The sequence below is a fragment of the [Leptolyngbya] sp. PCC 7376 genome (assembly GCF_000316605.1).
In the GTDB taxonomy this organism is placed as follows: domain Bacteria; phylum Cyanobacteriota; class Cyanobacteriia; order Cyanobacteriales; family MRBY01; genus MRBY01.
Genome location: NC_019683.1, coordinates 2,004,858 through 2,030,498, shown reverse-complemented (window position 1 = coordinate 2,030,498; position 25,641 = coordinate 2,004,858). Strand labels below are relative to the sequence as shown.

At 43.8% G+C, this 25,641-nt stretch carries 23 protein-coding genes and 1 pseudogene; 8 read left to right on the top strand and 16 right to left on the bottom strand.

Features of this window, described 5'->3' with window-relative positions; all coding sequences use genetic code 11:
- Positions 1 to 85 precede the first annotated feature (85 nt).
- Positions 86 to 1,723 (top strand): acetolactate synthase large subunit, encoded by a 1,638-nt coding sequence (locus LEPTO7376_RS08910; RefSeq protein ID WP_015133876.1) that lies wholly within the window; start codon positions 86 to 88, stop codon positions 1,721 to 1,723.
- A 92-nt stretch (positions 1,724 to 1,815) separates the two neighbouring features.
- Here the strand turns inward: LEPTO7376_RS08910 and LEPTO7376_RS08905 are convergent, their stop codons facing one another.
- The 4 genes from LEPTO7376_RS08905 to LEPTO7376_RS08890 all read right to left on the bottom strand — a co-directional run bounded on the left by LEPTO7376_RS08905 (position 1,816) and on the right by LEPTO7376_RS08890 (position 5,547).
- Positions 1,816 to 2,595: an ABC transporter permease gene (locus LEPTO7376_RS08905; protein WP_015133875.1), complete on the bottom strand. Its 780-nt coding sequence runs from the start codon at positions 2,593 to 2,595 to the stop codon at positions 1,816 to 1,818.
- Between the two features lie 60 nt (positions 2,596 to 2,655).
- Positions 2,656 to 3,348, bottom strand: coding sequence for an NrtR DNA-binding winged helix domain-containing protein (locus LEPTO7376_RS08900; RefSeq protein WP_015133874.1), 693 nt, complete (start codon positions 3,346 to 3,348; stop codon positions 2,656 to 2,658).
- A gap of 32 nt (positions 3,349 to 3,380) precedes the next feature.
- The gene (locus LEPTO7376_RS08895) at positions 3,381 to 4,736 is read right to left on the bottom strand and encodes an OB-fold nucleic acid binding domain-containing protein (RefSeq protein WP_015133873.1); all 1,356 of its coding nucleotides are present in this window, start codon (positions 4,734 to 4,736) and stop codon (positions 3,381 to 3,383) included.
- A 526-nt stretch (positions 4,737 to 5,262) separates the two neighbouring features.
- Positions 5,263 to 5,547 (bottom strand): hypothetical protein, encoded by a 285-nt coding sequence (locus tag LEPTO7376_RS08890; protein ID WP_041763296.1) that lies wholly within the window; start codon positions 5,545 to 5,547, stop codon positions 5,263 to 5,265.
- Here LEPTO7376_RS08890 and LEPTO7376_RS08885 point away from each other — a divergent pair.
- Positions 5,535 to 6,233, top strand: coding sequence for a pseudouridine synthase (locus LEPTO7376_RS08885; RefSeq protein WP_015133871.1), 699 nt, complete (start codon positions 5,535 to 5,537; stop codon positions 6,231 to 6,233). The two genes, LEPTO7376_RS08890 and LEPTO7376_RS08885, sit on opposite strands and share 13 nt — an antisense overlap.
- A 97-nt stretch (positions 6,234 to 6,330) precedes the next feature.
- Here the strand turns inward: LEPTO7376_RS08885 and LEPTO7376_RS08880 are convergent, their stop codons facing one another.
- Positions 6,331 to 6,531: a hypothetical protein gene (locus LEPTO7376_RS08880; RefSeq protein WP_015133870.1), complete on the bottom strand. Its 201-nt coding sequence runs from the start codon at positions 6,529 to 6,531 to the stop codon at positions 6,331 to 6,333.
- Positions 6,532 to 6,694: 163 nt separating this feature from the next.
- Positions 6,695 to 7,774, bottom strand: a complete 1,080-nt coding sequence (locus LEPTO7376_RS08875) for a RuBisCO accumulation factor 1 (protein ID WP_015133869.1) — start codon at positions 7,772 to 7,774, stop codon at positions 6,695 to 6,697.
- Positions 7,775 to 7,883: 109 nt separating this feature from the next.
- Here LEPTO7376_RS08875 and LEPTO7376_RS08870 point away from each other — a divergent pair, with 109 nt between their 5' ends.
- Together LEPTO7376_RS08870 and LEPTO7376_RS08865 are read left to right on the top strand one after the other, a co-directional pair.
- A complete protein-coding gene (locus tag LEPTO7376_RS08870; protein ID WP_015133868.1) occupies positions 7,884 to 8,738 on the top strand; it encodes a carbon dioxide-concentrating mechanism protein in 855 nt (284 codons plus the stop codon).
- A gap of 46 nt (positions 8,739 to 8,784) precedes the next feature.
- On the top strand, positions 8,785 to 10,287 hold the full coding sequence (locus LEPTO7376_RS08865) for an MBOAT family protein (RefSeq protein WP_015133867.1): 1,503 nt from the start codon (positions 8,785 to 8,787) through the stop codon (positions 10,285 to 10,287).
- A 16-nt stretch (positions 10,288 to 10,303) separates the two neighbouring features.
- Here LEPTO7376_RS08865 and LEPTO7376_RS08860 read toward each other — a convergent pair whose 3' ends face one another.
- The 4 genes and pseudogenes from LEPTO7376_RS08860 to LEPTO7376_RS08845 all read right to left on the bottom strand — a co-directional run bounded on the left by LEPTO7376_RS08860 (position 10,304) and on the right by LEPTO7376_RS08845 (position 15,920).
- The gene (locus tag LEPTO7376_RS08860; protein WP_015133866.1) at positions 10,304 to 10,651 is read right to left on the bottom strand and encodes a c-type cytochrome; all 348 of its coding nucleotides are present in this window, start codon (positions 10,649 to 10,651) and stop codon (positions 10,304 to 10,306) included.
- Between the two features lie 96 nt (positions 10,652 to 10,747).
- Positions 10,748 to 12,442, bottom strand: a complete 1,695-nt coding sequence (locus LEPTO7376_RS08855) for an HD domain-containing phosphohydrolase (protein ID WP_015133865.1) — start codon at positions 12,440 to 12,442, stop codon at positions 10,748 to 10,750.
- Between the two features lie 92 nt (positions 12,443 to 12,534).
- Positions 12,535 to 14,052 (bottom strand): annotated as a pseudogene (locus tag LEPTO7376_RS28670) (cryptochrome/photolyase family protein).
- Between the two features lie 287 nt (positions 14,053 to 14,339).
- Positions 14,340 to 15,920 (bottom strand): sodium:proton antiporter, encoded by a 1,581-nt coding sequence (locus tag LEPTO7376_RS08845; RefSeq protein ID WP_015133863.1) that lies wholly within the window; start codon positions 15,918 to 15,920, stop codon positions 14,340 to 14,342.
- Between the two features lie 283 nt (positions 15,921 to 16,203).
- Here LEPTO7376_RS08845 and LEPTO7376_RS08840 point away from each other — a divergent pair, with 283 nt between their 5' ends.
- Entirely contained in the window at positions 16,204 to 16,554 is a 351-nt protein-coding gene (locus tag LEPTO7376_RS08840) for a DUF5684 domain-containing protein (protein WP_015133862.1), read from the top strand.
- A gap of 129 nt (positions 16,555 to 16,683) precedes the next feature.
- Here the strand turns inward: LEPTO7376_RS08840 and LEPTO7376_RS08835 are convergent, their stop codons facing one another.
- Complete coding sequence (locus LEPTO7376_RS08835; protein ID WP_015133861.1) at positions 16,684 to 17,784, bottom strand: peptidylprolyl isomerase; 1,101 nt, start codon at positions 17,782 to 17,784, stop codon at positions 16,684 to 16,686.
- Between the two features lie 24 nt (positions 17,785 to 17,808).
- On the opposite strand from LEPTO7376_RS08835, the gene LEPTO7376_RS26285 reads away from it, so the two are divergent.
- Positions 17,809 to 17,949, top strand: coding sequence for a hypothetical protein (locus LEPTO7376_RS26285; protein WP_160148425.1), 141 nt, complete (start codon positions 17,809 to 17,811; stop codon positions 17,947 to 17,949).
- A gap of 228 nt (positions 17,950 to 18,177) precedes the next feature.
- Positions 18,178 to 18,408 carry a hypothetical protein gene (locus tag LEPTO7376_RS08830; RefSeq protein ID WP_015133860.1) on the top strand — a complete coding sequence of 77 codons (231 nt, stop codon included), beginning with the start codon at positions 18,178 to 18,180 and terminating at the stop codon, positions 18,406 to 18,408.
- A gap of 141 nt (positions 18,409 to 18,549) precedes the next feature.
- Here the strand turns inward: LEPTO7376_RS08830 and LEPTO7376_RS08825 are convergent, their stop codons facing one another.
- The 5 genes from LEPTO7376_RS08825 to LEPTO7376_RS08805 form a co-directional block, all read right to left on the bottom strand.
- A complete protein-coding gene (locus tag LEPTO7376_RS08825; protein ID WP_015133859.1) occupies positions 18,550 to 18,975 on the bottom strand; it encodes a DoxX family protein in 426 nt (141 codons plus the stop codon).
- Between the two features lie 250 nt (positions 18,976 to 19,225).
- Positions 19,226 to 19,954 (bottom strand): NYN domain-containing protein, encoded by a 729-nt coding sequence (locus LEPTO7376_RS08820; protein ID WP_015133858.1) that lies wholly within the window; start codon positions 19,952 to 19,954, stop codon positions 19,226 to 19,228.
- A gap of 80 nt (positions 19,955 to 20,034) precedes the next feature.
- On the bottom strand, positions 20,035 to 22,668 hold the full coding sequence (gene alaS, locus LEPTO7376_RS08815; protein ID WP_015133857.1) for an alanine--tRNA ligase: 2,634 nt from the start codon (positions 22,666 to 22,668) through the stop codon (positions 20,035 to 20,037).
- Between the two features lie 91 nt (positions 22,669 to 22,759).
- Positions 22,760 to 24,169: a hypothetical protein gene (locus LEPTO7376_RS08810; protein WP_015133856.1), complete on the bottom strand. Its 1,410-nt coding sequence runs from the start codon at positions 24,167 to 24,169 to the stop codon at positions 22,760 to 22,762.
- Between the two features lie 65 nt (positions 24,170 to 24,234).
- Positions 24,235 to 24,783: a Uma2 family endonuclease gene (locus LEPTO7376_RS08805; RefSeq protein WP_015133855.1), complete on the bottom strand. Its 549-nt coding sequence runs from the start codon at positions 24,781 to 24,783 to the stop codon at positions 24,235 to 24,237.
- A 211-nt stretch (positions 24,784 to 24,994) separates the two neighbouring features.
- On the opposite strand from LEPTO7376_RS08805, the gene LEPTO7376_RS08800 reads away from it, so the two are divergent.
- Positions 24,995 to 25,408 (top strand): hypothetical protein, encoded by a 414-nt coding sequence (locus LEPTO7376_RS08800; protein ID WP_015133854.1) that lies wholly within the window; start codon positions 24,995 to 24,997, stop codon positions 25,406 to 25,408.
- The last annotated feature ends 233 nt before the right edge of the window (positions 25,409 to 25,641 follow it).

The following is a 25,641-nucleotide window of genomic DNA, read 5'->3' as shown; positions in this document are numbered from 1 at the left end:
CAAATGCGACGTTTTCAACACAATCAAGGAAATATCACATTTGACCTTCGTAAAATTTCAATACAATAGCTCAAGGGGATCACCCATGAATACTGCCGAATTATTGGTGAAATGCTTAGAAAATGAAGGTGTCGAATACATTTTCGGCTTGCCAGGTGAAGAAAACTTACACATTCTCGAAGCGTTAAAGGATTCATCGATCCAATTCATCACAGTGCGCCACGAACAAGGTGGAGCGTTTATGGCAGATGTTTATGGGCGACTTACGGGGAAGGCTGGGGTCTGTTTATCGACCTTGGGGCCTGGAGCAACAAACTTGATGACGGGCGTTGCGGATGCCAATCTCGATGGTGCGCCATTGATTGCGATTACCGGGCAAGTTGGCACTGATCGAATGCATATCGAATCCCATCAATATCTCGATCTTGTGGCAATGTTTGGCCCTGTGACGAAATGGAACCGACAAATTGTTCGACCCAGCACAACGCCAGAAGTGGTAAGGCGCGCGTTTAAAATTGCCCAACAGGAAAAACCGGGTGCGGTACATATCGACCTTCCAGAAAATATTGCAGCCATGGAAACGGAGGGTCTTCCTCTAACTAAGGCTAGCAACGAAAAAATTTATGCTTCTTCCCGCAGTCTCAATCAAGCGGCACAGGCGATCGCCCGATCAAAAAACCCAGTGATCCTTGCTGGCAATGGTGCGATACGCGCGAAAGCAGCTGAAGAGCTGACTGAATTTGCGACAAAGCTCAATATTCCTGTCGTGAATACTTTTATGGGTAAGGGTGCCATTCCCTATACCCATCCCCTTGCCCTGTGGACAATTGGTTTACAGCAGCGCGACTTTATTACCTGTGCTTTCGAGCAGAGCGATCTCGTCATTGCCGTTGGTTATGACTTAATTGAATATTCCCCGAAACGTTGGAATCCCGACGGTTCAACGCCCATTATTCATGTTGGTGAAGCCGCTGCCGAAATCGATAGCAGCTATATTCCTCTCGCTGAAGTTGTCGGTGATATCGGCGATTCGCTCAGTGAGATTATGAAGCGTGCTGATCGTGAGGGAAAGCCTCTTCCGAGCTATGCTTCAGTGCGTTCCGACATCCGTGAAGATTACGAATTTTATGCCAATGACAAAGGGTTTCCTGTAAAGCCTCAAAAAATCATTTACGATTTACGCCAAGTGATGGCACCAGAAGATATCGTTATTTCTGATGTCGGGGCACACAAAATGTGGATGGCGCGGCATTATCATTGCGAACGTCCTAATACTTGTTTGATTTCGAATGGTTTTGCTGCGATGGGAATTGCTATCCCTGGTGCCTTGGCCGCAAAACTTATCTATCCTGAGAAAAAAATCGTAGCTGTGACTGGCGATGGCGGTTTTATGATGAACAATCAAGAACTTGAAACAGCGTTGCGGGTCGGGACAAATTTTGTGACCCTCATTTTTAGCGACAGTTGTTATGGCTTGATCGGTTGGAAACAAATTAACCAGTTTGGACAACCCGCATTTGTTGATTTTACAAACCCTGATTTTGTGAAATTTGCAGAGAGCATGGGACTAAAGGGCTATCGGATCGAAGCGGCTGATGATTTAATTCCGACCCTTGAAGAAGCGTTTAAGCAAGATGTACCTGTGGTGATTGACTGTCCTGTGGATTATGGCGAAAATGTAAAATTTTCCCAGAAAGCAGGAGATTTAATCTGTCGTATTTAAAGATTGACTTGTCAGTTCTAGGTGTTGGTTTTCTCTGGATAGTCTCAGGGAAAGCCTATTTTTTTGTCCGGCGATCGCCCCACTATTTATCTTTATGGGAGAGGTGAATCATGAAAAATTAAGGTCGATACGAGAAAATCACAAATAAAAATACTGATCCAAGTGCAAACCACTGCAGAAGTTGCCGATTGCCCAACCTGCTTGGCGCCACCTTCCGTGGTTAACCCCCAACTACAGCCGATTATTCCGACTAACAATCCAAAAATAATCCCTTTAACGCCGATATTTAGGAGATCGCTGGGCTTCAGAAATTCTTGTACAGACGCCAGAAAACGTATGGGAGCAAGGCCATAAAACTGATAGGCTGCCACCATGCCGCCGCAAATCCCAATTACTAAAGCGAATGTAATTAAAATTGGCAACATTAAACAACTGGCGACCACCCGTGGAACCACTAAATGGTCAATAGGATTTGTGCGGAGCATGAGGAGCGCATCGATTTGTTCAGAAATTTTCATTGCCCCCAACTCTGATGCAAAGGCTGCCCCCACTTGACCCGACATAATACTGGCCGTGAGAATGGGAGCGAGTTCCCGACAATAGGCGATCGCAAAGGCACCACCCACAATATTTTCAGCACCAAATGTGCTCAGCTCCCGTGCGGTCTGAATGGTGAAAATCATTCCACCAAATAGGGCGACAAGTAGCACTGGCACCAAGGCACCAGGCCCAGCCGCCACCATCTGCTCGGTGACGAGAGGTAAGCGAACTTTACCGCGTACAATTCGCCAAAGAACTTGACCTGAGATCAAGATAGCTGTGGAAATGCGGGTGTGGAGAGGGACTTGGAGATGCGTTTGGGGTTGCCTCATGGGCTAGAAGCGATCGCCCTATAAGACGAAAAACAATAGAACAAACGCGGTAACCTCAACCTAGAGCTCGAAATTAAACCCAGCTTCTTTTAAAGCTTTATATTTTTGCTCATCAAAAGAATAAAGTCGTGCTGCGCGGTGAGCCACTCCTGTTTGCATTTCATCTAGCTTAATCAATAGATCCATTTTTAGGATCTTGCGGCGGAAATTACGCTTATCTAATTGTGTTCCGAGCACCTGTTCGTAAAGCTTTTGGAGCTGAGTTAGGGTGAATTTTTTCGGTAAGAGTTCAAAACCAATCGGCTCATACCGCAGTTTGCCTTGTAATCTTTGTTTGGCGATCGTCACAATCTTGTCATGATCGAAAGCAAGGGACGGTAAATTTTCGAGAGAATACCAAGCTGCATCATCCGCATCAGTTTGGGCATTAATTGGATAATCAGCCAGATTAATTAGAGCATAATAGGCTACCGTAATGACGCGATCGCGAGGATCTCTACCTGGCTTACCAAACGTATAAAGTTGCTCTAAAAATATTTCCTCAACGCCCGTTTCTTCCTTTAGCTCCCGTAAGGCTGCTTCCTCAAGAGATTCCTCTAACCTAACGAATCCCCCTGGTAGAGCCCACTCACCTTTGTAAGGTTCCACACCCCGCTGAATCAGCATAATTTTTAAATCATGTTCTGCATCTAATCCGAAGACAACGCAGTCAACGGTAACAGATGGTTTAGGGTAATCGTAGGTATAAGACATGGTGAAGAGAATTGCAAAAAAATAAAAAGAAATTAGCTAGCTTGGACTTGGGGGATGAGACTTTCGCGATAAGTCTGCTTAAAGCCCCCTTGTCTTAGTGCAAGAAACGCTTGGTGATCATCCTCGACCCAATAGTCTTGTCCGAGGCGGATAAAGGTGCGATCGCCCCCATGACCAGCGACGACAATCACAGGCACACGTCCTTGTTTTTTCTCCCCAGCTTGTTGGGAGAGGATTTGTTTTAAACGTTGTTGCGTCGCAGACTGGTTGAGTTCTGCCAAAGAGAGAGGAATCATCAACATCCGTACTTCCTCAATTGGCTCTAGATCATCGACAATGAGCTGCACGCGATCATCTTTTTGTTGAACCTTTCCCCAGACAATTACACGACGATCAATATTGAGTAATTGTTCCACCTTTGGATAGGTCCTCGGGAAGACAATACCTTCAATTTGACCTGTAATATCTTCAAATTGGACAAAGGCCATTGGCTCATTTTTTGCCTTTGTGAAGATCTTTTTGACCTCAGTCAAGATGGCCACCACACTGACTTTCTTTTTGACATGATCGCCAATCGCAGCCAAATTAATCGGCGCGAGAATTGGGGCGATCGTTGTCCGTAATTTTTCAAGTGGATGCTCAGACACGTAGAACCCTAATAACTCCTTCTCCTGACGTAATTTTTCTTCAAGGGAAAGATCAGCCACTTTGGGAAATGTTGGCGCTTCGTCAAACACAGTATTGGCTGCGTCCTCTGATCCGCCACCCATCATGTCAAACAAGTTTGTTTGACCGCTGGCTTTTTCCTTTGCCTTCTGTTGTGCCCAGTTGATCATTAAATCCAGACCTTTGAGCATCTGCTGACGATTGTCATGGAGATCGTCCATCGCCCCACAAGTGATCAATGTTTCAAGAGCGCGTCGATTGACAACACGTAAATCAAGACGAGAACAGAGATCGGCTAAACTTTCAAAATCGCCAGCTTGCCGAGCATCTAGAAGCGCTTGAATTGCGTTTTCTCCTAAGTTTTGAACTGCTGATAATCCAAAACGGATGCGATCGCCAACAGGCTTAAAATCTAGATCAGACTGATTAATGTCGGGCGGTAGGACAACGATGCCCATCTTGTCGGCATTCTCGCGATACTTACGAACTTTATCTTTATTCCCACTGCTTGCACTTAGCAAAGCGGTCATATATTCAACGGGATAATTTGCTTTTAAATATGCCGTTTGATAAGTGACATAGGCGTATGCTGTGGAGTGGGACTTGTTAAAGCAGTTTGATGCAAACAAACCATTCGCCAACAAAAAGTTGTGATTTTTGCTAACACCAATATCGTAAGTTTTCGCTTTGCCAATAGAGTGACGGCGAAGAATTTTGACCAAAATTGTTCAACAGTAAAAGGCTCTACAACTTATATTATCTAATAACGCAATCCCTGTCAGAGCGGAATATAAGGGGAAATTCATAAAAGTATGAATTTTACGTGGTTTGGCTGATGAATTCGGACAAATTCAAAAAAAAACTACGATATTCTCCTTACCTGTCTCTTGTTTTTGTCTGGAAAATCAGCTAATAGTTGTAATTACTTTCTGCGTGCTTCTGACACCATCCTTGATGCCGATTCATGCTTAAAAAAGCATTAAATGAAACATGAATAAAATATGATCTTCCCTGTTTGTAACGAAAGGGGCTTTCGAGAACTATTAATGAGCAAAGAGATATCAATATTTTTTTATATGAAGGTGAATCTATTTACCTGCTCAAATTCCGATTTTCTCATATCGGAAAACTCGTTAGTTTGGTGTGAAGATTTCAAAAAGTTTTCCGACACAATTACAGTAATTTAAATTAGATGTACTGTTAGTGAATAGAAGTGATGGAATGTGCTTTGTTTCAATACTATGAGCGTTAAAGTTCATTCATCTGACTGTAGGCTGCTGCAACTGGTGCTGTGTTTTTATTGTTCGCAGATTTACGAAGTCCCCATTTGACTAGCTTTGTCGTCAAAATAATAGCGATCGCCCCGAGGTAAATAAAGGGGATAAAAACCAGAAAGAAGGTTAAAGGGCTGGGTTTATTTTTTGTGTCTACTTTTTCTTTTCGGACGAGAACCATTTCACCCGGAGCGGTGTCGTCGATCTCGACTTCGGGCATTATGGTAGCAGTAATGACTTGATTAGATGGATCGTTCATACGTCTTATTCCACAAACCTTACAACGTGCTCTGTCAGTTCACTGATGATAGCTCCCAAGCGGCTAATCGACAAACGCTTAAAAATTTTATCTCTGTGCCAGATGTATATTCTGTGGGTCGTCTCGACCGTGATAGCGAAGGCTTATTATTATTGACGAATGATAATCAGCTGAAGCATTATCTTTGTGAGCCAAAATTTGCCCATCCACGTACTTATTGGGTGCAGGTTGAAAATATTCCTGACCAACAGGCTTTAAAACAATTGCAGCAGGGTGTGATTATTAAAGGTGAAAAAACGCGTCCGGCGATCGCCCGTCTACTCACATCAGCTCCAGAAATTGGACTTCGCCAACCACCAATCCGAGAACGCAAAAATATCCCAACGGCTTGGCTAGAGCTAACTTTGACGGAAGGGAAAAATCGTCAAATACGGCGTATGACGGCAGCTGTGGGTTTTCCTACTTTGCGTCTAATTCGGGTTGCTATTGGAAAAGCCCCCAATCAACTTACCTTGAAAAATGTGGCTGTTGGGGAATGGCGACATCTCACCACTGCAGAAATACGAATGCTGCGATCGCCCTTAAAAAAATTAGCGATTGAGAGCAAGAATGTAGGGCGACGCCGATCTAAGAGCCTGTATCGCCCAAAAAAAACAGCTGTCCGCAGATCGAAAAAACGTCGATAACTGCTTGTGGGAGAGCTGTTGATTAGAGGTTATTAAAATATGGGCGACTAAGCCTAGAAGTTAGAAAAATAATGTGTAGTGATCACTATTTCTCTGTCTAATAAGCGAGGGTTTCTAGAGTTTCTTTGAGATATGTACTAACTTGCTTATCGACAGTGAGCTGATCGAGATTTAGGGTTTCGCAATGATCTGCATGCCAGCGCTTGAAGCCGGAACTGCGGGCGATCGCCTGCTTGAGACTATCCCAGATGGCGTGATCAGGGGTCGCTTCGTTCGATGTCGTAGTAGAGTTAGGCATTTTTCACCTCAGAAATAACGCTTAATGACTCTACTGTAACTTACTTGGCAGGGGAGTGAATGGTACGAAATACACCGTTTGGTCATATAAATTTAGTTTTTATTTATTTTTCTCTGGTAAATGTAATTTGATGGGGATTACTTTTGCTCGATGCTAGTAGTTTTTAGTCATCCATTTGCCAGGGTTCATGGAGGTTGTTTTCGTCAAAGATTTTCTTTGGACGCATTATGAGTACCACTTGGCCAATAATCTCTGCTTCCGGTCGCTCTGCAAACCAACCTAATTTAACCATCTCGTTGTCGGCGATCACAAAATAACTATTGTCATTCCACTCAAGCTTGGCGCGGTCAATCAGGACGAGTACAGGCTCCGGTTTGCCGGGGATTGGCTGCGGCAGCTGATCTGTTTGATGAAAGATCACCACTGGATCTTCAGCTGTGAGAACACTTTGCCAACAAGGGAGAGGGACAACTGTGATATTGGCTTGAACCTCAACGACATTAAAAGGCTCTTGGAGTTGAAGTGCTGTGATCTGTTTAAATGTCTCGACTGAGAGCGGTAAAGTCCCCGCAACAGGGAGGAGAGCTGGCACATTATTTTCATCTTCGTAGCGATAAAGCGGTAATAATGGTGCGTTTTTTGTCGAGGTAACGGTTAAATCACTCAAAAGTTGCTCAATTTTTTGGCGAGCGGTTTGGGAATGGGCAAACCGTAAACCCTTTGCGATTAAGCGGGTACGACCTTGTAAATCTTTTTTCTGTTTGGCGGCCCGCCAAGCCTGGTATGCCATAGCGTCACCGGGATGTTCGGTAAAGCCATCTGGGATTTGAGGTAATCGCAGGAAATGTTGGATCGATTTTGCGAGTTCTTTCGCGTCGTCAAATTCTAGGTTTTTATCCTTGGCAACCTGAGCGGCGATCGCCCGTTGTTCATTATTTAAAATCCGTAGCTCATACAGCACATCAGAGCGAGGTCCTCGACAATACTCGAGCAATTCGGCAGACCCCCCATTTTTTTCGATGCTCTGATACACCTGAGATGCCACAATAATCATATTTTGGTGGGAGCCCTGGAAACCCGTTTGCTCAAAGATTTCCATCGTGCCATAGCCACATTTTTGGAGCGTCTGGCAGCCAACTCCCCAGTCAACCCATGACCCTTCCTTGTGCAACAGTGAACGGAATAATTCTGCAGCAGCCTCTTCAGAAAGTTTTTCACCTGTGGGTTGTGGTTGTCCAATCATAAATCTGAGCGGGAATTGCGATAACGTAAAATGATAGGTAAATCAGTATTTGACCGATAAACTTAATCATAAGCCAGAGCGTTCCCAACCGAACTTTTCTCCAGACCCTATGAATTTTCCTGCCCGTCGGCAATCCCTACAACGTTTTCCGAAACAAGCAGCCAAACAAGAGCATCCGTTTCGAGATTTTGCCTTGGGCTTGGTTTCGACAAAAAGTTTTCCGGCGATCGTGGGTACAGCCGACATGATGTTGAAGTCCGCTGATGTGACTTTAGTAGGCTATGAAAAAATTGGTGCCGGCTTTTGTACGGCCGTAGTTCGAGGGAAAACAGCTGATGTACGTCTTGCGGTAGAAGAAGGTGCTAGAACGGCAGCACAATTTGATCAATATGTTTCTAAATTAGTGATTCCGCGTCCTTTAGAAAATCTTGAAGCTATTTTCCCAATTGGCAGTCATTTAGTGGAGATTGCCCATGAGCAGCGCGGCTATAGTCGCCTAAGCAATCGTTCAATTGGTTTACTAGAAACCCGTGGCTTCCCGGCGATGGTGGGCGCTGCTGATGCCATGCTTAAGTCGGCTGATGTTCAGCTTGCGTCTTATGAAACAATTGGAGACGGATTGTGTACAGCGATTATTCGAGGCACGGTTTCCAATGTAGCGATGGCGATCGATGCAGGGATGCATGAAGCTGAGCGCATTGGTGAACTCCATGCCGTGATGATTATTCCTCGCCTACTGGAAGATCTCGAACACACATTGCCTGTGGCAGATTACTGGCTGGATAAGGCTGAACCGATGCCAGATCTTGTTAAGAAGGAAGTACCGCAACGGATCGCATTGCCTGAGCTTGAGCCTGTGTCTGTTCCTGTGGTGGTTGATTTGGAAGTTGAGCCTGAACAAGAACAAGAAAAAGCGGTGGAAGTGGAAATTGTTGAGCCATTTAATCCGGGAGAGGGGTACTAATCGTCGTCCCTGATATAGTGAATCTGATTTTCTTGCCATTGCTCCGATGAAACTGGTTTCTTTTTCGTATGCCTGTTTCCTACTGGGAACTTTAATTTGCTATTGGGGTTTGGGGACGTTGTTGCCAACGTTGCGGGTCTGGATTTTGCTGATCGCAAGTCTGGGTTTCTATGCGCTATTGCAGCCGCAATTTTTACCGTTGTTACTTGGTTTAACGACGGTCAACTATATTGTTGGGCGATTAATTTATGCGCAGCTGAGGCAGAGTGAACGTCTGAAAAAGAGTGGGCGATCGCCAAGTTTCTGGAATCGCCAAGCATTGTATTTGCTGATATTGGGTGTTTTTCTAAATCTATTTATCCTGTTCGGTTTTAAATATGTGCCGTTCACGCTGGAAAATTTAAATACCTTTCTGGATATGCCCTGGGCAACGGATGTGGCCATGGTGCTGGAAGAAAATCTGATTGCACCAGTGGGGATTTCGTTCTTCACATTTGAGTGCATTTCCTATCTGGTTGATGTGTATCGCGGTGCTCCTGCAACTCTTTCCTTTAGCCACTTCAGCAGTTATAAGTTATTTTTCCCGAAGATTTTGTCGGGGCCGATTAGCCGTTTTCACTATTTCGATAACCAAACCAAAGGTAAACCCCATCTCTTTTTTGATCAGGGTGTGGAAGGTCTATGGCTTATTGCCAGCGGTGCGTTTAAAAAAGTTCTGATTGCTGACAATCTCGGCGTTTATGTGGAGCTATGTGTCAATAATCTAGACCGAGCAGGTAGCGGTGATCTATGGCTTTTTGTGATCGCTTATGGTCTACAGCTTTATTTTGATTTCAGCGGCTATGTCGATTTAGCAATGGGGAGTGCAAAGCTACTGGGCTTTAATCTCCCTGTTAATTTTGACTTCCCGTATTTTTCGACGAGCTTGGCAGATTTCTGGCGGCGCTGGCATATGAGCCTTGGGGAATGGCTACGTAACTATCTCTATTTCCCTCTGGGGGGTTCTCGTCAAGGGTTGATGCGCACTTGTTTTAATTTATTTCTAGTGATGTTTCTCGCCGGTATTTGGCATGGTGCAGCTTGGGGGTATGTGCTCTGGGGTTGTATTCATGGTGCTGGTCTAGCAATTCATCGGCTTGGGGATGCGATCGCCCGAAAATTCTCTCTTATCAAACGCTTCTGGGAGTCTATACCCGGCACTGTTTTGGCTTGGGGGATAACACAAATTTTGGTATTTATGGCCTGGATTCCATTCCGATTGCCCGATGGTCAGCAGGCAAACTTATTGCTCTCTCATTTCTGGAAACATCAAGGCGATATTCAGTTTGGCCAAAAGATTTATTTTGAAGGTCTCAATATGGGACGTTCGTATTTTGTGCTTTTGTTGGGGTTGATCAGCATTGGGATGGGTCTTGCATATTTGATTCAACGACGTTGGCAATTGAATCTCAACTGGGCTTTGAAACTCGCATTTGTGCCTCTGTGTTTTTACGTCGTGTGGATTTTCGCACCAGAAGGGAATGTGCCTTATATTTACTTTGATTTTTAGGGTTTAAAGCTAGGGTCTAGTTTTTCCAGTTCTTTTGGGATTGGGTAAGAACGTATTCGGAAACAGCTTGGGTTTCTTCTGCGGTGAGGCGATCGCCATAGGCAGACATACTACCTTTACCATTATTGATAATCTCTGTAATGTTTTCGACAGATGTAAAGCCATACTTTTCCATGGCTCGTTGCTTAAGATTTTTACCACGACGAATAATATTGCCACCATTGACATGACAGCCTGCACAAGTGGATTCAAAAACCTGTGCGCCATCGGGTAGCTCTGCTGAGAAAGCTGGTGCAATCAATACTGGCAGTGCCAACAGAATAATCATGGCGATGATAATAATGCGGATAACTTGCTTGCTCATTGACCTGCTTAAACTATGGGTTTCATCAATAATTTTACCTGCAACTTGACGTTGTTTTGGCTGAAGGAACTTGGGATTCCTAAAGCTGTCAAAGTCTTAGAGAGAATGGCCTAAAACCCGAAAGACTTTGCGATTGACAAAGGCCTGTACCAGATCGTCATTAAGGTGATTTCTGTCGACTTCTTCCCGTAAAATTCTGATCACCACATGCACTGGTAAGGGTTTTTTGTAAGGGCGATCAGCGGCGGTGAGGGCATCGTAAATATCGGCGATCGTCATCATCTGAGTCTGGATCGGGATTTCGTCACCTTTGAGACCACGAGGATAGCCTGTGCCATCCAGTTTTTCGTGGTGACCATAGGCGAAATGAGGGACATTTTTGAGTTCTTTTGTCCAAGGAATTTCTTTTAAAAATTCGTAGGTTTGACTGACATGGGATTCAATCGCCTGTCGTTCTGCTGGATTTAAATTGCCGCGTGGGAGTAAAAGTTGTTCGAGATCCGCTTCGTTCACAATCGGCTTGAGTTTGCCGTCTACATCCCGATATCGATATTTTGCCAGCTTTGTAAATTCACGAAAAACTTGTTCTGATAAAATCTCAAACTTTTTTGTGGCGATCGCCTCAGGGGCATTAAATTGCTCGATGAGGGCGAGATGATAATCCAGTCGATCAAGGGTTTCCTCGACCTCATGGTCCATTTTTTGGATCTTCTCACAGTGAGGACAAGCGGATGTGCCTTCAGTGTGGGCATGGGGATGTTCTACTAAATATTGAAACTTTTGCTGGGCGCATTCCCATTGCAGTGTGCGTTTGGCCACAGCAAACCGTTGGCGAATCACTTCAAGGTCGCCAGGGTAGAGCTTTTGACGTTTATTTAAAATTGCTTCTGGGACGCTAATCTTGCCAAAGTCATGGAGCAGTGCCGCATATCGAATCTCTTGCAGTTGGCGATCGCCGAAATATTCTTGTCGGAGTGTTCCTTGGGAAATTCGCGATACTTCCTCTGCCAACCCAACCGTTAGGAGGGCCACCCTCTCCGAATGTCCTGAGGTGGTTGGATCACGGGATTCAATTGCCTTTACCGATGCTTTGACAAACCCTTCAAACAGATTTTCGATGTCATCTTGTAACAAATTACGTTCAATCGAAATTGCTCCTTGGGAGGCCAATGATCGCAAAATAGTTTCTTCCCACATCGAATAGGATTGCGTCATGTGCAGCGCATTTTCGGGCGTGATTTTAACTTCACTTTCGATCTTGCGGTTAATTAATTGCAGTACACCGATGGTATTGGCCTTTTGATCCTGCATCGGCAGCACCAACACGGAGCAAGTTCGGTAGTCAAACTTTTGATCAAAACCTCGGTCAAAATGATATGGAGACTCGTCAGGCAGCTTGTAAGCATCCTCAATACTGAGAGTTTCTCCGGTAATCGCCACATAGCCAGCCAGACTTTTTGGATTTAATGGCAATGAAAATTCTTTAAAAGGGATATCCGGCAGAGAAAAATTTTGAGCCGCTTTAAAAATTAGTTTGGGATTATCTGTGTCCCGTGAATCTAGGAGATAAATACTCCCCGCATCACTTTTTGTGATTTCACAACACTTGACCAAAATTAATTGCAAAAGTTCGCCAAGGTCATGTGCACTGGAGAGAGCGGCTCCGATTGCTAATAACTTTTCGATTAGCGCAATGCGTTGTCGTGCTTCAGACCCACCATAAATTTTGGCCATTAAAGCCTTATGGTCTTGCTCTAGATGCTGTGCTAAAGATGGTGAACTGTCGGTCATGGGCAACTTAACCGTTTTTAAAACAGTGAATGGGTTAAACGCAAATGCATCCGTATAAACAGTTGATCGAGCTTAGGAAATATTGTGATATTTCACTGTGAAATCTCGGGGCGCAACCGTTCTCGCCATTGCTTAGCCTGTCGTCGAATCTGAGAAAGTTCTGCTGCATCCATACGCTCTAAACTTTTTAAAATTAAGTTCATGCGCCCCTGTGACCGGAGTTTTTCCTGATGGCGATCAAGGAAATCCCAGTAGAAAGTGTTGAAAGGACAGGCTTTTTCGCCGTAGCGATCGCTCCTATTGTAGCGACAAGTCGAACAATAATTACTCATTTTATTAATATAGTTTGCGGATGATGCATCGGGTTTGCTTGCGAGAATTCCACCATCAGCAAATTGACCCATGCCAATCACATTTGTTTGCATCACCCAGTCGTAGACATCGATAAAAGCGGCATGAAACCATGCTTCTAAGTCCTGGGGATTGATACCAACAATCAGTGCAAAATCACTCAAGATCATTAATCGTTAAATGTGATGAGCATAGCTTGTACGTTCGGTTTGGGAAAGGGTCTGTTTGATGCAGTTTCAATCTGTTTTAGAGCTATTCCAAAAGTAATCAGGGAAAGGGTTTGGGTTATTGAAATGTTTTTTTGTGGATAGTCTACATCGACATGATGATAGATGTCATAAAGATATTCTCGCTACCCCAAAATTTGTCGAATGAAGCCTTCTATATTGTTGATAAGAAATTGCTATCTATTTGCTTTACCTCGACAATTTGAACAAAATCTAGCGGCTGTAATAACCCTATATTTACGTATGGTGAGATTAGAGAGTACTAGAGTATGTCTTCTCCTTCGACTATTGCATCTTGAAATGTCCGAATTTTTTCAAGTCCTTTTGCTAAAAAATGTTGGAAAACTTGCTGGGTTTGGGGATGAGTGACAGCCTATCGAAACTGCTTAATATTGCCATAGCCCTTCAGGTTTAGTGATGTAATGCGATCAATGACAGATTGGGTGATCGTATCGGGTTCAAACCATTGAGGTGTGGGAGGATTAATTTTTTTTGAGGGTGACGGTTGTCTTTGTCAAAATTTCATTTGTCGCCTACTGGTTTTGTTTGTCCATGAGGATGTCAAAACGTTTGCGGCTCGCTCGATAAAAGTCTTCGAGGACAAGGTGTTTGCGTCCTGTCGCCCAAGTCCGAAATTCTTCGCATGCCCAGAGGAAATGGTTATTCTCAATAAATCTGATGGGGCAATCTAAGTCGAGAGTTTTGAGAAATGCTGCAAAGGAGCGATCGCCCGGTTGCATGATGAGTAATTCTAAAATCTGGTGAGTGTGAATCCAGTTTTCTTAAGGGAGTCAGAAAATTTGCGGCGATCGCATAGTTCACTTGCCAATTGTCTTCGCGCAATTCTTCTGCGAGGTGGCGCATCGCTGACCAGAGCAACATTAATTTTTGGTAATGCTAGAGGCGTTGTCGGGGGTAATCGCTGGATTCAATGAGGATGACTGGTGGATTTTCTTTCTCGTGCTGCTGCTGTAATCGTGCGGCTTGCCCATGGGAAAACTGATCTCCCAGCATCCTGATTCCTGTCGCCATAGTGAACTGCCTAAAATTACGATTGAGATCTAGCACATCTTAGATACAGCCTAATTTAGCGGTTTGATAACGGGGAGATTAAGTTTTTGTGATGCTTCAGGCTAGCGATCAATAAAGGGTTTTAACGTGGGAACCATGATGCTTCCATCGAGGAAATTTTTTATGTCTGGCACAGAATTAACGACACTTGTCACCTTGCTCGCTCCCGGCCTGGCGCTTTCTTTTATTGTGATGATTTGTTTTGCCAAAGGTGGTTAGGAGCACTCAGATGGTAGTGATCGCCTGAATTAACCGCGGAATTCTCGCTCTGTAGACTTGACGAGGATTTCTTGGAGGAGGGGCGAGAGATCTTTGTTTAGGCGGCCAACACGAATGAATTCGGCATAGGTATCTGCTTCAATGTCGAGCAATGTATCCCGCAATTGCTGCATATCCAGCTCCCTGAGTGGTGGGTGCTTAACTTTGAGCTTTTCGATTTTTTCGTCGAGGGTACGCAATTCCGCTTTTACCAAATCGCGCTCATAGTTATAAAACTCTTCATCGACATCCGGTGCCAAATCGAGTCGACCTAGATAGTCAAGTACTCGTCGCAATGCCACCCGTCGTGCCAATAACTCGGAATATTCTTGGCGGAGAGGTTGGTCACCAATCAAATTTAATTTTTCGAGCACGAACTGGGTGGTCAATCCTTGTACCAGTAGGGTGAAGAGCACCACTCCAAAAATGATATTGATAATTTCTTGGCGATCGCCTAGCACCACAGGCACACTCAGGGCGACGGCAATGGACACAGATCCCCGTAAACCGCCCCACCACAATACGACTTGTTCCGATAAACTCAGGGGATCTTTACTAAATCGATTCGAGATCCAACCCAAGCCAAACACTGAAATGGCACGGGTCACCAATACCGAGGCGATCGCCACAAAAATCAGATCCAGACTTTCGCCGAGACTCGCAAAGTTGACTTGATCGCCGATCAGTAGAAAAACAATCGAATTCACAAAAAAGGCGAGGAATTCCCAAAACTCTGAGACTACAAGGCGGGTACGGGGATTCATGCCGATATTAGAGCCGAAATTGCCTAAAATCATTCCGACTGTGACCACCGCAATTACGCCTGAACCGCCCAACTCTTCCGTTAAAAGGTACGTGCCATAGGCAGAAACTAAGGTAAGCGATTGCTCAACGAGAGGGATATCAAATCGTTGTGTCAAAAACGAAATACCGTAACCAATTAGGCATCCTAACCCAACGCCAATCCCGACAAAACTCAAAAATGTAGCCACTGTTGCCGACATCGAAAAGCTTTGGGCACCCAGCGGAATACCCACTAACAGCAAAAATGCGACAACTGCTACACCGTCATTGAAAAGGCTTTCCCCTTCCATCACGACGGTCAGTTTTTTACTGGCACCCAATTCTCGGAATAATGCGACAACCGATACAGGGTCTGTTGCAGAGAGAGCGGCCCCAGCCAATAATGCGGAACTTAAGGCGAGATTGGTCCATTGGCTTAGTGCAAACCCGATACCGAAGATGGCGATCGCCACCCCAGCCAGCGCAAATAACCCAATCGGCAACCATTGCTTTTGCAATTCCCGCCACCGAATATTCCACGCTGCCTCAAACAATAATGGCGGCAAGAAAATTTCTAAAATCAGTGCGGGTGAAAGATTGACCAGACGCACATCCACAAACGCTAAGCCCAAGCCCACAATAACCAATAGCAACGTGTAGGGAATTTGTCTGAGCCAACTAAAAATCCTTGAAAAGGTTGCAACCGTGAGCGATATCGATAAAACCAATACAAATTGCTGCAAATTTGCCTTGATCGAGATTTCAGCGACTTCAGCCAGAAAAACCATTGTAAATGCTCAAAAATGCGCTAGGACTTTACTTTCCCTATGCTAGCAATAGAATTTTGGCACCGGCAGAAAACATCACAATACCCAACGTAAATCAATCATCATTTCTTGAAAAATGGTGGCGATCGCCTCACCCTTCAACCCCATCCCTTGATCCGTATGAGAAGAAATTCTAATAAAAGCCCTATTACACAACGTAAACTTTTGGTGTTCAGAAATAACAAAATCCTAGAATAATGGTGCGATACGAGCTGATTTTTGAATTTTTAAAGAGAGAACACCTATGGATAAACTGATTTCACTGTTACAACTCGTGGTGATTATTGCCGTCATCGCAAGCATGTGGCAAGTCTTCGTCAAAGCAAGTAAGCCCGGCTGGGCATGTCTGGTTCCTATCTATAATTTGTATGTCATGATGCAAATTGTCGGGAAGCCTGGATGGTGGACTGTGCTATTTATTGTGCCGATTGTCAATATCGTCATGATTGTATTATTGCCATTCTGGGTCGCTAACTCGTTTGGAAAAGGTATGGGATATGGCTTTGGTTTATTATTCTTGCCATATATCTTTTACCCAATTCTTGGCTTTGGTGATGCTCGCTATCGCGGTGCCCTCACGGACGGCGGCATGTAGGCCCGATTAAGAAATGCGCTTCACCTAAAGTCTTTGAGCTTTAGATCTAAAAAACACCCCACGAACTAAATTTTGGTGGGGTGTTTTGTTTTTAGGATTGATGGTTTAAAAAACTATCGAGTTCCTAATTTAGCTAGAAGAAACAAGGTTTTCTGCACCTTTGATAATCTTGGCAGAAATAATCTTGTCTTGCTTAGTTAGCGCTTCGAGAACATCTTTGCCTTTGGTGGTGTAGCCAAAGATAGAGTACTGACCATCCATGAGATTAAATCCAGGAGGGGAAAGCTCTGTATCAAACTTAAAGAAGAAGACTTGAGAGGAACCGCCATTCACGTCTTCAGTGGGACGAGCCAAAGCTAAAGCACCGTAGGCATTAAAGGGAAGATTAATGTCGGGGAGATAAATACCAAGGTCTTCGAGGGTAAATTCGTAGGTCGCTTCGGTGTCACCCTTCTGCATAATCTCCATGGGAATGGCGCGATATTCCTTGGTCTTCGGATCGATAAAGCCAACTTCCGCGCCTTCAGGATCACCAGTTTGAAGGATGTATAAATCTTCTGCACGGATAAAAGGTAGACCATCATAGAAACCACGTTTCACAAGATCTGCGAAGTTTCCAGCGTTAATTGGTGCGTTGTAGCCATCGAGCACAATGGTTAGGTCACCTTGGGTTGTTTTCATTTCAACGGTGGCGCGACCGAGTAAGCGAGGCAGGTTGTCGAACTCTGGGGGGATGGTGGTGGGATATTCACCGATCATGTTCTCTTCGATGATGCCAACATCGGTGAGGATTTCACTGCGCTTTGTCCAGATCGTTTCGCGATCTTGTTCTTTAATTGCTTCACGAATGACTTCTACGTCTTCTGAAATTTCAGTGAGTAATGTTTCGGCTTGGGGACGAAAATCTTCAACTACGTCGTCTAGGATTTTGTCTTTGCCAATATTTGCGGCACGACCCGCTTTTTTCGCTGCGCTTGCAATCGGTCCCCAACGTTTAGCACGGAGATCTTTATTCATAAATTCCATGCTGTCTTGCAGGCGACGAATTTGCTTATTTTCGATAGGCAGAGCGTAGCGCAGGATTGCTTCTGGGTCTGTGATTGCATCGCCTTGGGCAAGGGCTGCAATGGTGAAGGTTTGGCTCGGTAATGCCCATGCGTTCTGGTTGCTACTGAAGCTGATGGCGATCGCCAGCACAACGGCGCAGAAATATTTGAACAGTTTGATCATGGTGCTTGGAAATATGGTTTCGTTTTGCGGCAGTCTTCTGTCATATTCTTCGTTTCGCTGAAGGGTTGTCAACAAATTACACTCGTCATTGGTGTATTTATTCCTATTGATGGTGATTTTGTGGCGATCGCCGGAAAAAATTTTAGCGTTAAGTTGAGTCGATAAGTCCAAATTCTCAATTGCTCAAAATTGCTGCTGTCAATTATAGAATTCAGATCTTTGCGCTTGTGTCTACAGAGTTACCTTAATCAATATTCACCAATACTTCACAATGGCTTCCAAGTTTTGACCGATAACAGAGGCCGAGTTCCTGATATACGATGCAAAATAGGTAGTAGGTATGGCATTCAATATCTGCATGAACCATCTGGGTCTTCTCTTGAGGTAAAAATAATGCGTATTAAGTTTCTCAGCACAGATAACACGATTAAGCTTGTAATTGCTGGTCTGATCTTTTTTGTTCTTTTGGGAGATGTTCTCCTGCCAGAGCCTCTAAAAAGTGCGAGTAAAAATACAAAGTCTGCTATCAACTCTGTGATTATTGGTGTTTTGCCATCTAAAGGATTTGATGACCCCCATGATCGTACTGAGAAAGCTGTGGAAGAGCTTGAGCAGAGAAATTAGATGCTTGGCCAATGTCGCCGATGAAACCAATTTAATAATTGGGGGCGATCGCCTGAATCGTTCATGAATAAATCACTAAAACCCCAACTTTAAATATTAAAGTCAGGGTTTATTTTGGTGAGAATTTGTAAAATCGATTTATTATTCGACTTCTTGTAAACGCTGTTGACGCATTTGCTTTGAATCCCAACTTGGGAAACCTGCCCCAGTCAACATTAAAGACAAACCAGCACCTGCCATCACTAGACCATAGGTGAATTTATAGGGGTTCCCAATCGTGAAGAAGCCCGGCACGACGAACGTCATCAATCCCATAAACACATAAATCGCGGCGATATAACGCGTATATACACCGGCAATGAGCCCAACTGCCATAATAATTTGGCAAATACCCGCGATAATCAAAAATAGCCGAGGATCAAGGAAGATTAATTGTTGGAAATCTTTGACATAGACAGCATCCATTGCTGGCGTTGTGATTTTCTGAAATCCCCACATAAAGAGAGAGATAGCAAGGATAATCCGTAAAATTAGCCTTTCACGGTTGACGAAGTATTTAAAGCTCATTGGATTGTCTTTTGCGAATGGAGTTGCGCTTAGTTTATAAAAACAACATAAGTTTTCTCTGAGACAAAAAAGCTGTATTTCCAAGAAAATATTGAGACGAAGATGATCTTCGTGTGAGTTTCTTTGGGAGAAGATGATAATTCGATAAGGATTATCTTCGAAATCGATGAGTAACTGAATCTGCTATTGCTACACAAGCCATTGATAATGCCTCAATTGATGAGGCTCGCTATTACTGGAAAGCTATTGCTCAAGATTTTTTATCTTTTCGGCGTACTGAAATAATATTTTTTTCGCGCCGAACTTCAAATAAGTCAATGGCTTCAAATAGACCACTGAGTTTTGCGTAACCGTAGTTTCTGGAATCAAATGATGCTTGATTTTTAATATGTCCTCCCACTAAGCCAAGTTTTGCCCAACCATCTTCATCTTTGGTGTTGGCGATCGCCCCACGCAAAAGATTCATTAATTTGGCGTCCTGTTTTAATTTATTGCCTGGTTTGCGAGGAATTGATTTGTTATTCGCGTCGTCTGCATCAGGCTGATTGAGATTTTCTAGATACAAAAAAGTAGAACAAGCTGAAACAAAAGGCGACGGCGTTTTCTTTTCCCCAAAGCCATAAACTTTGAGGCCATTCGTTAAAATCCGCATCACTAATGGCGTAAAGTCGCAGTCACTGGAAATCAGGGCAAAAGCATCTAGTTCTTGGGTGTAGAGCAAATCCATTGCGTCAATAATTAACGCGGCATCTGTTGCATTTTTTCCTTTGGTGTAATCAAACTGTTGAATCGGTTGAATTGCATAATCATGCAAGCATTCTTCCCAAGGTTTGAGACTCGGATTCTTCCAGTTGCCATATGCACGCCGAATATTCGCCACACCATACTTTGCGACTTCGGCAAGGATGACATCAATCTTTGAGGCTGGGGCATTGTCCGCATCAATCAGAAGGGCAATACGGGATTCTGCTTGGGGCATGGGTGCAGAGTATTACAGATTTTTTCGCAATAAAAAAGATGAGGAATTGTCCCCACCCTTTTGTTTTAGCTTATGTTCTCTTAACTGAGTGTTTCGAGAAGTTGTTGTTTGGCTGTTTCGAGCGCTTCTGGTAATTTGCTGGCATCTCGTCCGCCTGCTTGGGCAAGGTTCGGGCGACCACCACCGCCACCGCCGCAGAGTTTGGCAATGCCGCCAATAAATTTACCTGCGGGCAACTTTTTGCCTTTGAAAATGCTTTCGCTAAAGGCTGCCACTAATGAAACTTTTCCTTCGCTAGGTGTCGAAGCAAGAACGACGGCTGCTTCTCCTAACTTTTGTTGGAGACGTTCTGCTGCGGTTTGGAGGGCTTTGGCATCGAGGTTGCCCATGTTCTCCACCAACACTTTAAAGTCACCCACTGCTTCAGCTTGACTCACAAGGGCTTCGGATTTGGCGATCGCCAGTTCACCTTTTGCTTTTTCGAGTTCCTTTTGGGTATTGCGAAGTTCAGCCTGAATATTGTCAACGCGCTCGGTTATTTCTTCAGGTTGGACTTTAAATTTATCGCTGAGGGTTTTGACGACTCGATCACGCACCTTGAGATAGTCGAGTACCGATGCTCCGGCGATCGCCTCAATCCGACGAATACCTGAAGAAATACCTGTTTCAGAAACAATTTTAAAGAGGCCAATTTCCGCCGTATTATTCACGTGGGTGCCGCCACAGAGTTCCATCGAAACACCTGGAACATCGACCACACGCACTTCCGCGCCATATTTCTCGCCGAACATTGCCACTGCACCCTTTGCCTTCGCGTCGGCGATCGCCATGGTTTCCACTTGAGTGTCGTGGGCTTCGGAAATCCAAGTATTAATTTGGTCCTCGATTTGTTCTAGCTCTTCGGCGGTGATGGCACGAGGACAGTTGAAATCAAAGCGCAAACGATCAAAATCTACGAGTGAACCTGCTTGGGAAATAGAGTCATCGACAATATTTTTGAGGGCTGCTTGTAATAGATGTGTCGCGGTGTGGTTTGCCTGAGCACGGCGACGACAAGCACGATCGATTGTTGCGGTGACAGTCTCGCCGGTGTTTAAAGTGCCGCGCTCAATTTTGCCGTAGTGAACAAAGAAACCAGACTCTTTCTGCACATCATTGATGCGAACGACGAGATTATCGCCCGAAAAATACCCGCGATCGCCAATTTGACCACCGGACTCTGCATAGAAAGGCGTTTGATTACAAATGAGCTGTACTTCTGCTCCAACTTCTGCCGTGTCTACACGCTCTCCAGCAACGAGAAGCGCCTCAATTTTTACTTGAGATTTCAGGTCGGTATACCCCAAAAATTCGGTGGGATGAATATGTTCCGCCAGTGCATCAATACTTCCCTGCACCGTTAGATCAATAGTTTTGTGAGCTGCTTTTGCCCGTTCCTGTTGCTTGGTCATCTCTTGCTTATAACCAGCTTCATCGACGGTTAAACCTTGCTCTTCCGCAATTTCTTGAGTTAACTCCATAGGGAAGCCATAGGTATCGAACAACGTGAACGCATCCACACCAGAAATTTGTTTGTCGCCCTTTGCAATAATTTCAGCCAGCAGCTTTTCACCCCGTGCCAAGGTTTTGAGAAAACTCTTTTCCTCGCGATCTAATTCTTGCTTAATAAAGGTCTCCCGCTGACGAGTTTCAGGGTAAGGGGCTTCAAGCATTTGAATTGCTGTTTCAGACACTTGATTAATAAATTGACCGTCGATGCCAATTAAACGACCATGACGAACGACCCGGCGGATTAGACGACGCAAAATATAGCCGCGATCTGTATTGGAAGCGGTGATGCCATCCGAAATCATTTGCACGACAGAACGGACATGATCACCAATGACTTTCAGGGAAACTTGAGTCTTGTCGTCAGAGGTTTTGTAATCGATGCCTGCAATCTTTGCTGCGGTTTCGATGATGGGGAAGATAAGGTCAGTTTCGTAATTGTTGGGGACACGCTGAAGAATTTGCGCCATTCGCTCCAAACCCATACCCGTATCAATATTTTGCTTGGCGAGCGGTGTTAAATTGCCTTCTGCGTCGCGGTTGTATTGCATGAAAACGAGATTGTAATACTCGATAAAACGATCATCGTCTTCAAGGTCAATATTTTCGTCTCCCAGCTCTGGTTTGAAGTCGTAGTAAAGTTCCGAGCAGGGACCACAGGGGCCAGTGGGGCCAGATTTCCAAAAATTATCTTCTTCGCCCATTCGAATAATGCGAGACTCGGGGACTCCTTCTTGGTCACGCCAAATTGCATAAGCTTCGTTATCTTCCCGGAAGACACTGACCACAATATTTTTCGGGTCTAGTTTATAAACTTTTGTCGAGAGTTCCCATGCCCAGGCGATCGCCTGCTTTTTGAAATAATCCCCAAAACTAAAATTCCCGAGCATCTCGAAGAACGTATGGTGGCGAGCTGTCCGACCGACATTCTCGATGTCATTGGTGCGGATACATTTCTGGGAAGTCGTGGCGCGGGGGGCAGGTGCTTCCTGCTGTCCAAGGAAAATCGGCTTAAAAGGTAACATTCCGGCAATGGTTAACAGCACCGTCGGATCTTCCGGCACAAGGGAGGCACTGGGAAGAATAGGGTGTTGCCGCTCATTGAAGAAGTTTAGAAATTTCGACCGGATTTCACTTCCGCTCAAGACAGGAGGCACACTAGACATGGGTTTACAGAAAAATTTTCGCTTTACAAACTTTACTGCATCTATTGTGACATTCCGTAGAATTTATCGGGATGCGTGAAGGGCGATCAGATTACTCATCCCATTTTGCTTTACGCTTCTCAAAGCTATATCGAGGAGTTATGGTTGTTTCCTCCCGTAAAGAGCGGCTACGGTGAGCTCCAGAATAACCTAGTCGCCATAAAATCATCTCTTCTACCCATTGGATTGCTTGCTGTATTACTTCATACTCCTGTAAGCCGCTGAGTTTAATGCCATCACGTTCAATCGTCTTTTGCTTTGCGTGAGTAGAGTTTGTCCTTATCTTATTAAATAGCTCTATGTCTTGAGAGGGGATAATACCCATTTCTTTTTGTAACTCACGGATTCGTTTTACCGCTCCTAAGTCTTGGTATTTCCCATTACTAATAAGTTGATCCTTGACAAGAATCAGTTGACATACATTTTCCAGTAATGTACCCAAGACATTGGCAAGAATAGAGGGGTGTTTATTCTTTTGTCTGCCACCAGCTTTAGGTATGGCTTGAAAATACCACTCCAAGATAAGCCCCCATTTTTTCTGCCAATGAGAAGTTTGATGCATAGTTTCAAATCTAGTGAAATTCTCAATAAGAGTAAGTACATCTTTGATGCCATAATCTGCTAGGAAACTAATCCCTATTTCTTCCTGTGGTTTTATGACTGGATATACTTCACAAATACTTGCTACTGTTTGTAAGTTGACGTCACCTTCATCTGCAAAGAATTGAACAGCAGAACTATAAATTGGGGCGACAGAACCACCGTTAGCATAGGATAGTAGCAGGCATAATTTATCTACAATTTTTTTCGCTTCTCGTAAAGAAAGAGTCTGTAGCTCAGATATGGATTGAGTAGTGATCTGTCGGTTTCTCTGAGCATCTTGAAATAAACCGATACTTAAAGTGATCATTGAGCCTCTATTCTGAGACTGTGGGTCAAGCCAATCTATGGCATCTTGAGTGGTATTTAGGCTGAGATTCCAACCATCTCTTATTTGGGCCCAGAATTCGCTATTGGGCATTTGATTTCTAATAATATTTAGTCCTTGTTTAAGAGCTACTCTTATGAAATCAGTGTTAGGCAGGTAAAATTTAAAATAATGAGCTTGGTGATCTGGATCTCCATATTCAACTGACTTGGCATATCCAGAAACTACTTGGCGGCCACTAATCCAAGAGTTAGGACGAGGATTCTTGATAATAAGCTGAGACTCTGCACCATCCCAAGAAGTTAATTGAATATTGGAAGATGGGCGAGGACTTAAATTATCCGTACCTCGTGCTTTCTCAAATTCCCAATAAATTCTAGGAGTTGGACTTACTTCAAGTTGTACGGTCAAACGACCTTCTAGATTAATGATATGAGCATCCGAAGTATTTTCTTCTTCATACCAATGACCAATATTATTGAATATCTCAATCTTGTCGGTTTTGCCAATAAGATCTTCTTCTTGTAAGTGCATTTATCTCAAAATATGAAAATCAAGTATAAGAAAACTTAAAAGTAATGATGCATTGATGTTTGTCCCTAATCCAGAAGCTTCATGACAGAAATCTCTAGATCGGGAAAACTAATGGGGGAAATTATTCCTATGGTGAAAGTTTGCTTAGTAATATATGAAGCATTTTTCAGATCTTTAAACACAATTAATTGGTGATTTTGTAAATCAATGACCCAATACTCTTGAATACCCGCTTCTGCATAGATCGCTTTCTTTTCAGTTAAATCTTTGGTGAGAGTGGCTTGGGAGCATTCAATCAGCCAAAAAATATTTTCAGGATAGGGATGATGCTGCAAATACTCTCGCCCCAAAGGCTGCACGATCGCCACGTCGGGTTCTGGCTCAGAATTGTTCGGCAAGGTAATTGGGTGCGCATCCCGAACTTTCGCGCGATCGCCCAGTAATGCTCTTAGGTAGTCGCTGATCTCGCTATTGTAATAAGCGTGAGACTCTCGCTCTGGCGACATAACAACTAAATTTCCTCGTAATAGCTCAACTGCTTCATCTGCAAATAGACCTGCATCAATCGCCTGATGGTAATTCTCCACAGTCCATTTGTAAGTTGCCAGAGTCATATCTCTCTACTCTTTGCGTTCTGTCTCGATTGTAGTTTATCGATTTTGTCCATACATTTGAATTTTTGAGGCGATCGCTCACTATTTCGGAACATTAAACTCTTATCTGTAACAGTTCCTTTACGAAAATCTCAAAGAATTTTCTCCTTTTATAGCCGAATCCAAATCCTGCAATACTATGCTGGCAACGAAGAGACTGGAGATTGGGATTATGTCCGCATTCGAAAATTTTTGGATAGGCACAGTTATCGTGCCACTGTTTGTCATTTTGCTCAAAAAAGAAATTGTCAATCTGTACAAATCATGGTCAGTATTTCAGACTCGCCCTTTCGATGAAGACCGTGATCCCAGCACTCCAGATAGTTGTCAAATCTATAACACTGCGACTGGTGAATGGAATGACATTTTCATTGCTCGTTATTCTTTTTCTTTGGACAAAAATAATCGAGGAGTCTTTGTTTTTCATCCTGTTGATGGCAAATTGGGCGCTGATAAAGATTGGGCTGCCGAGCGAATTCCTCTCTTAGTTTGGGCTGATATGAGAAAGCGACAAATGCCAAAACCTCTAGATAGTGACTTAGAGAAAATTTTGGAAAGTAAGTTTTCCCAATCAACAAATTCCTAAGCTTTATCATTAATTAAGCCAAAGAACGGAAGCAGCAAGATAAAGGATTCTTAGAAAAAAAACACGTCATTTTTCTATGATAAATTTAATTTCTATCGTTGATCTAAAAACTATTTATAATTTGTTCAGTGATTTGTTATTTAAGCTGCTAATCTACCTATAAAAAAGATAGCTAAAAAAACTTTTTGGTGAGAAAAAATACTTGCAAAAAAAATAATTAAGTATTAGAGGAA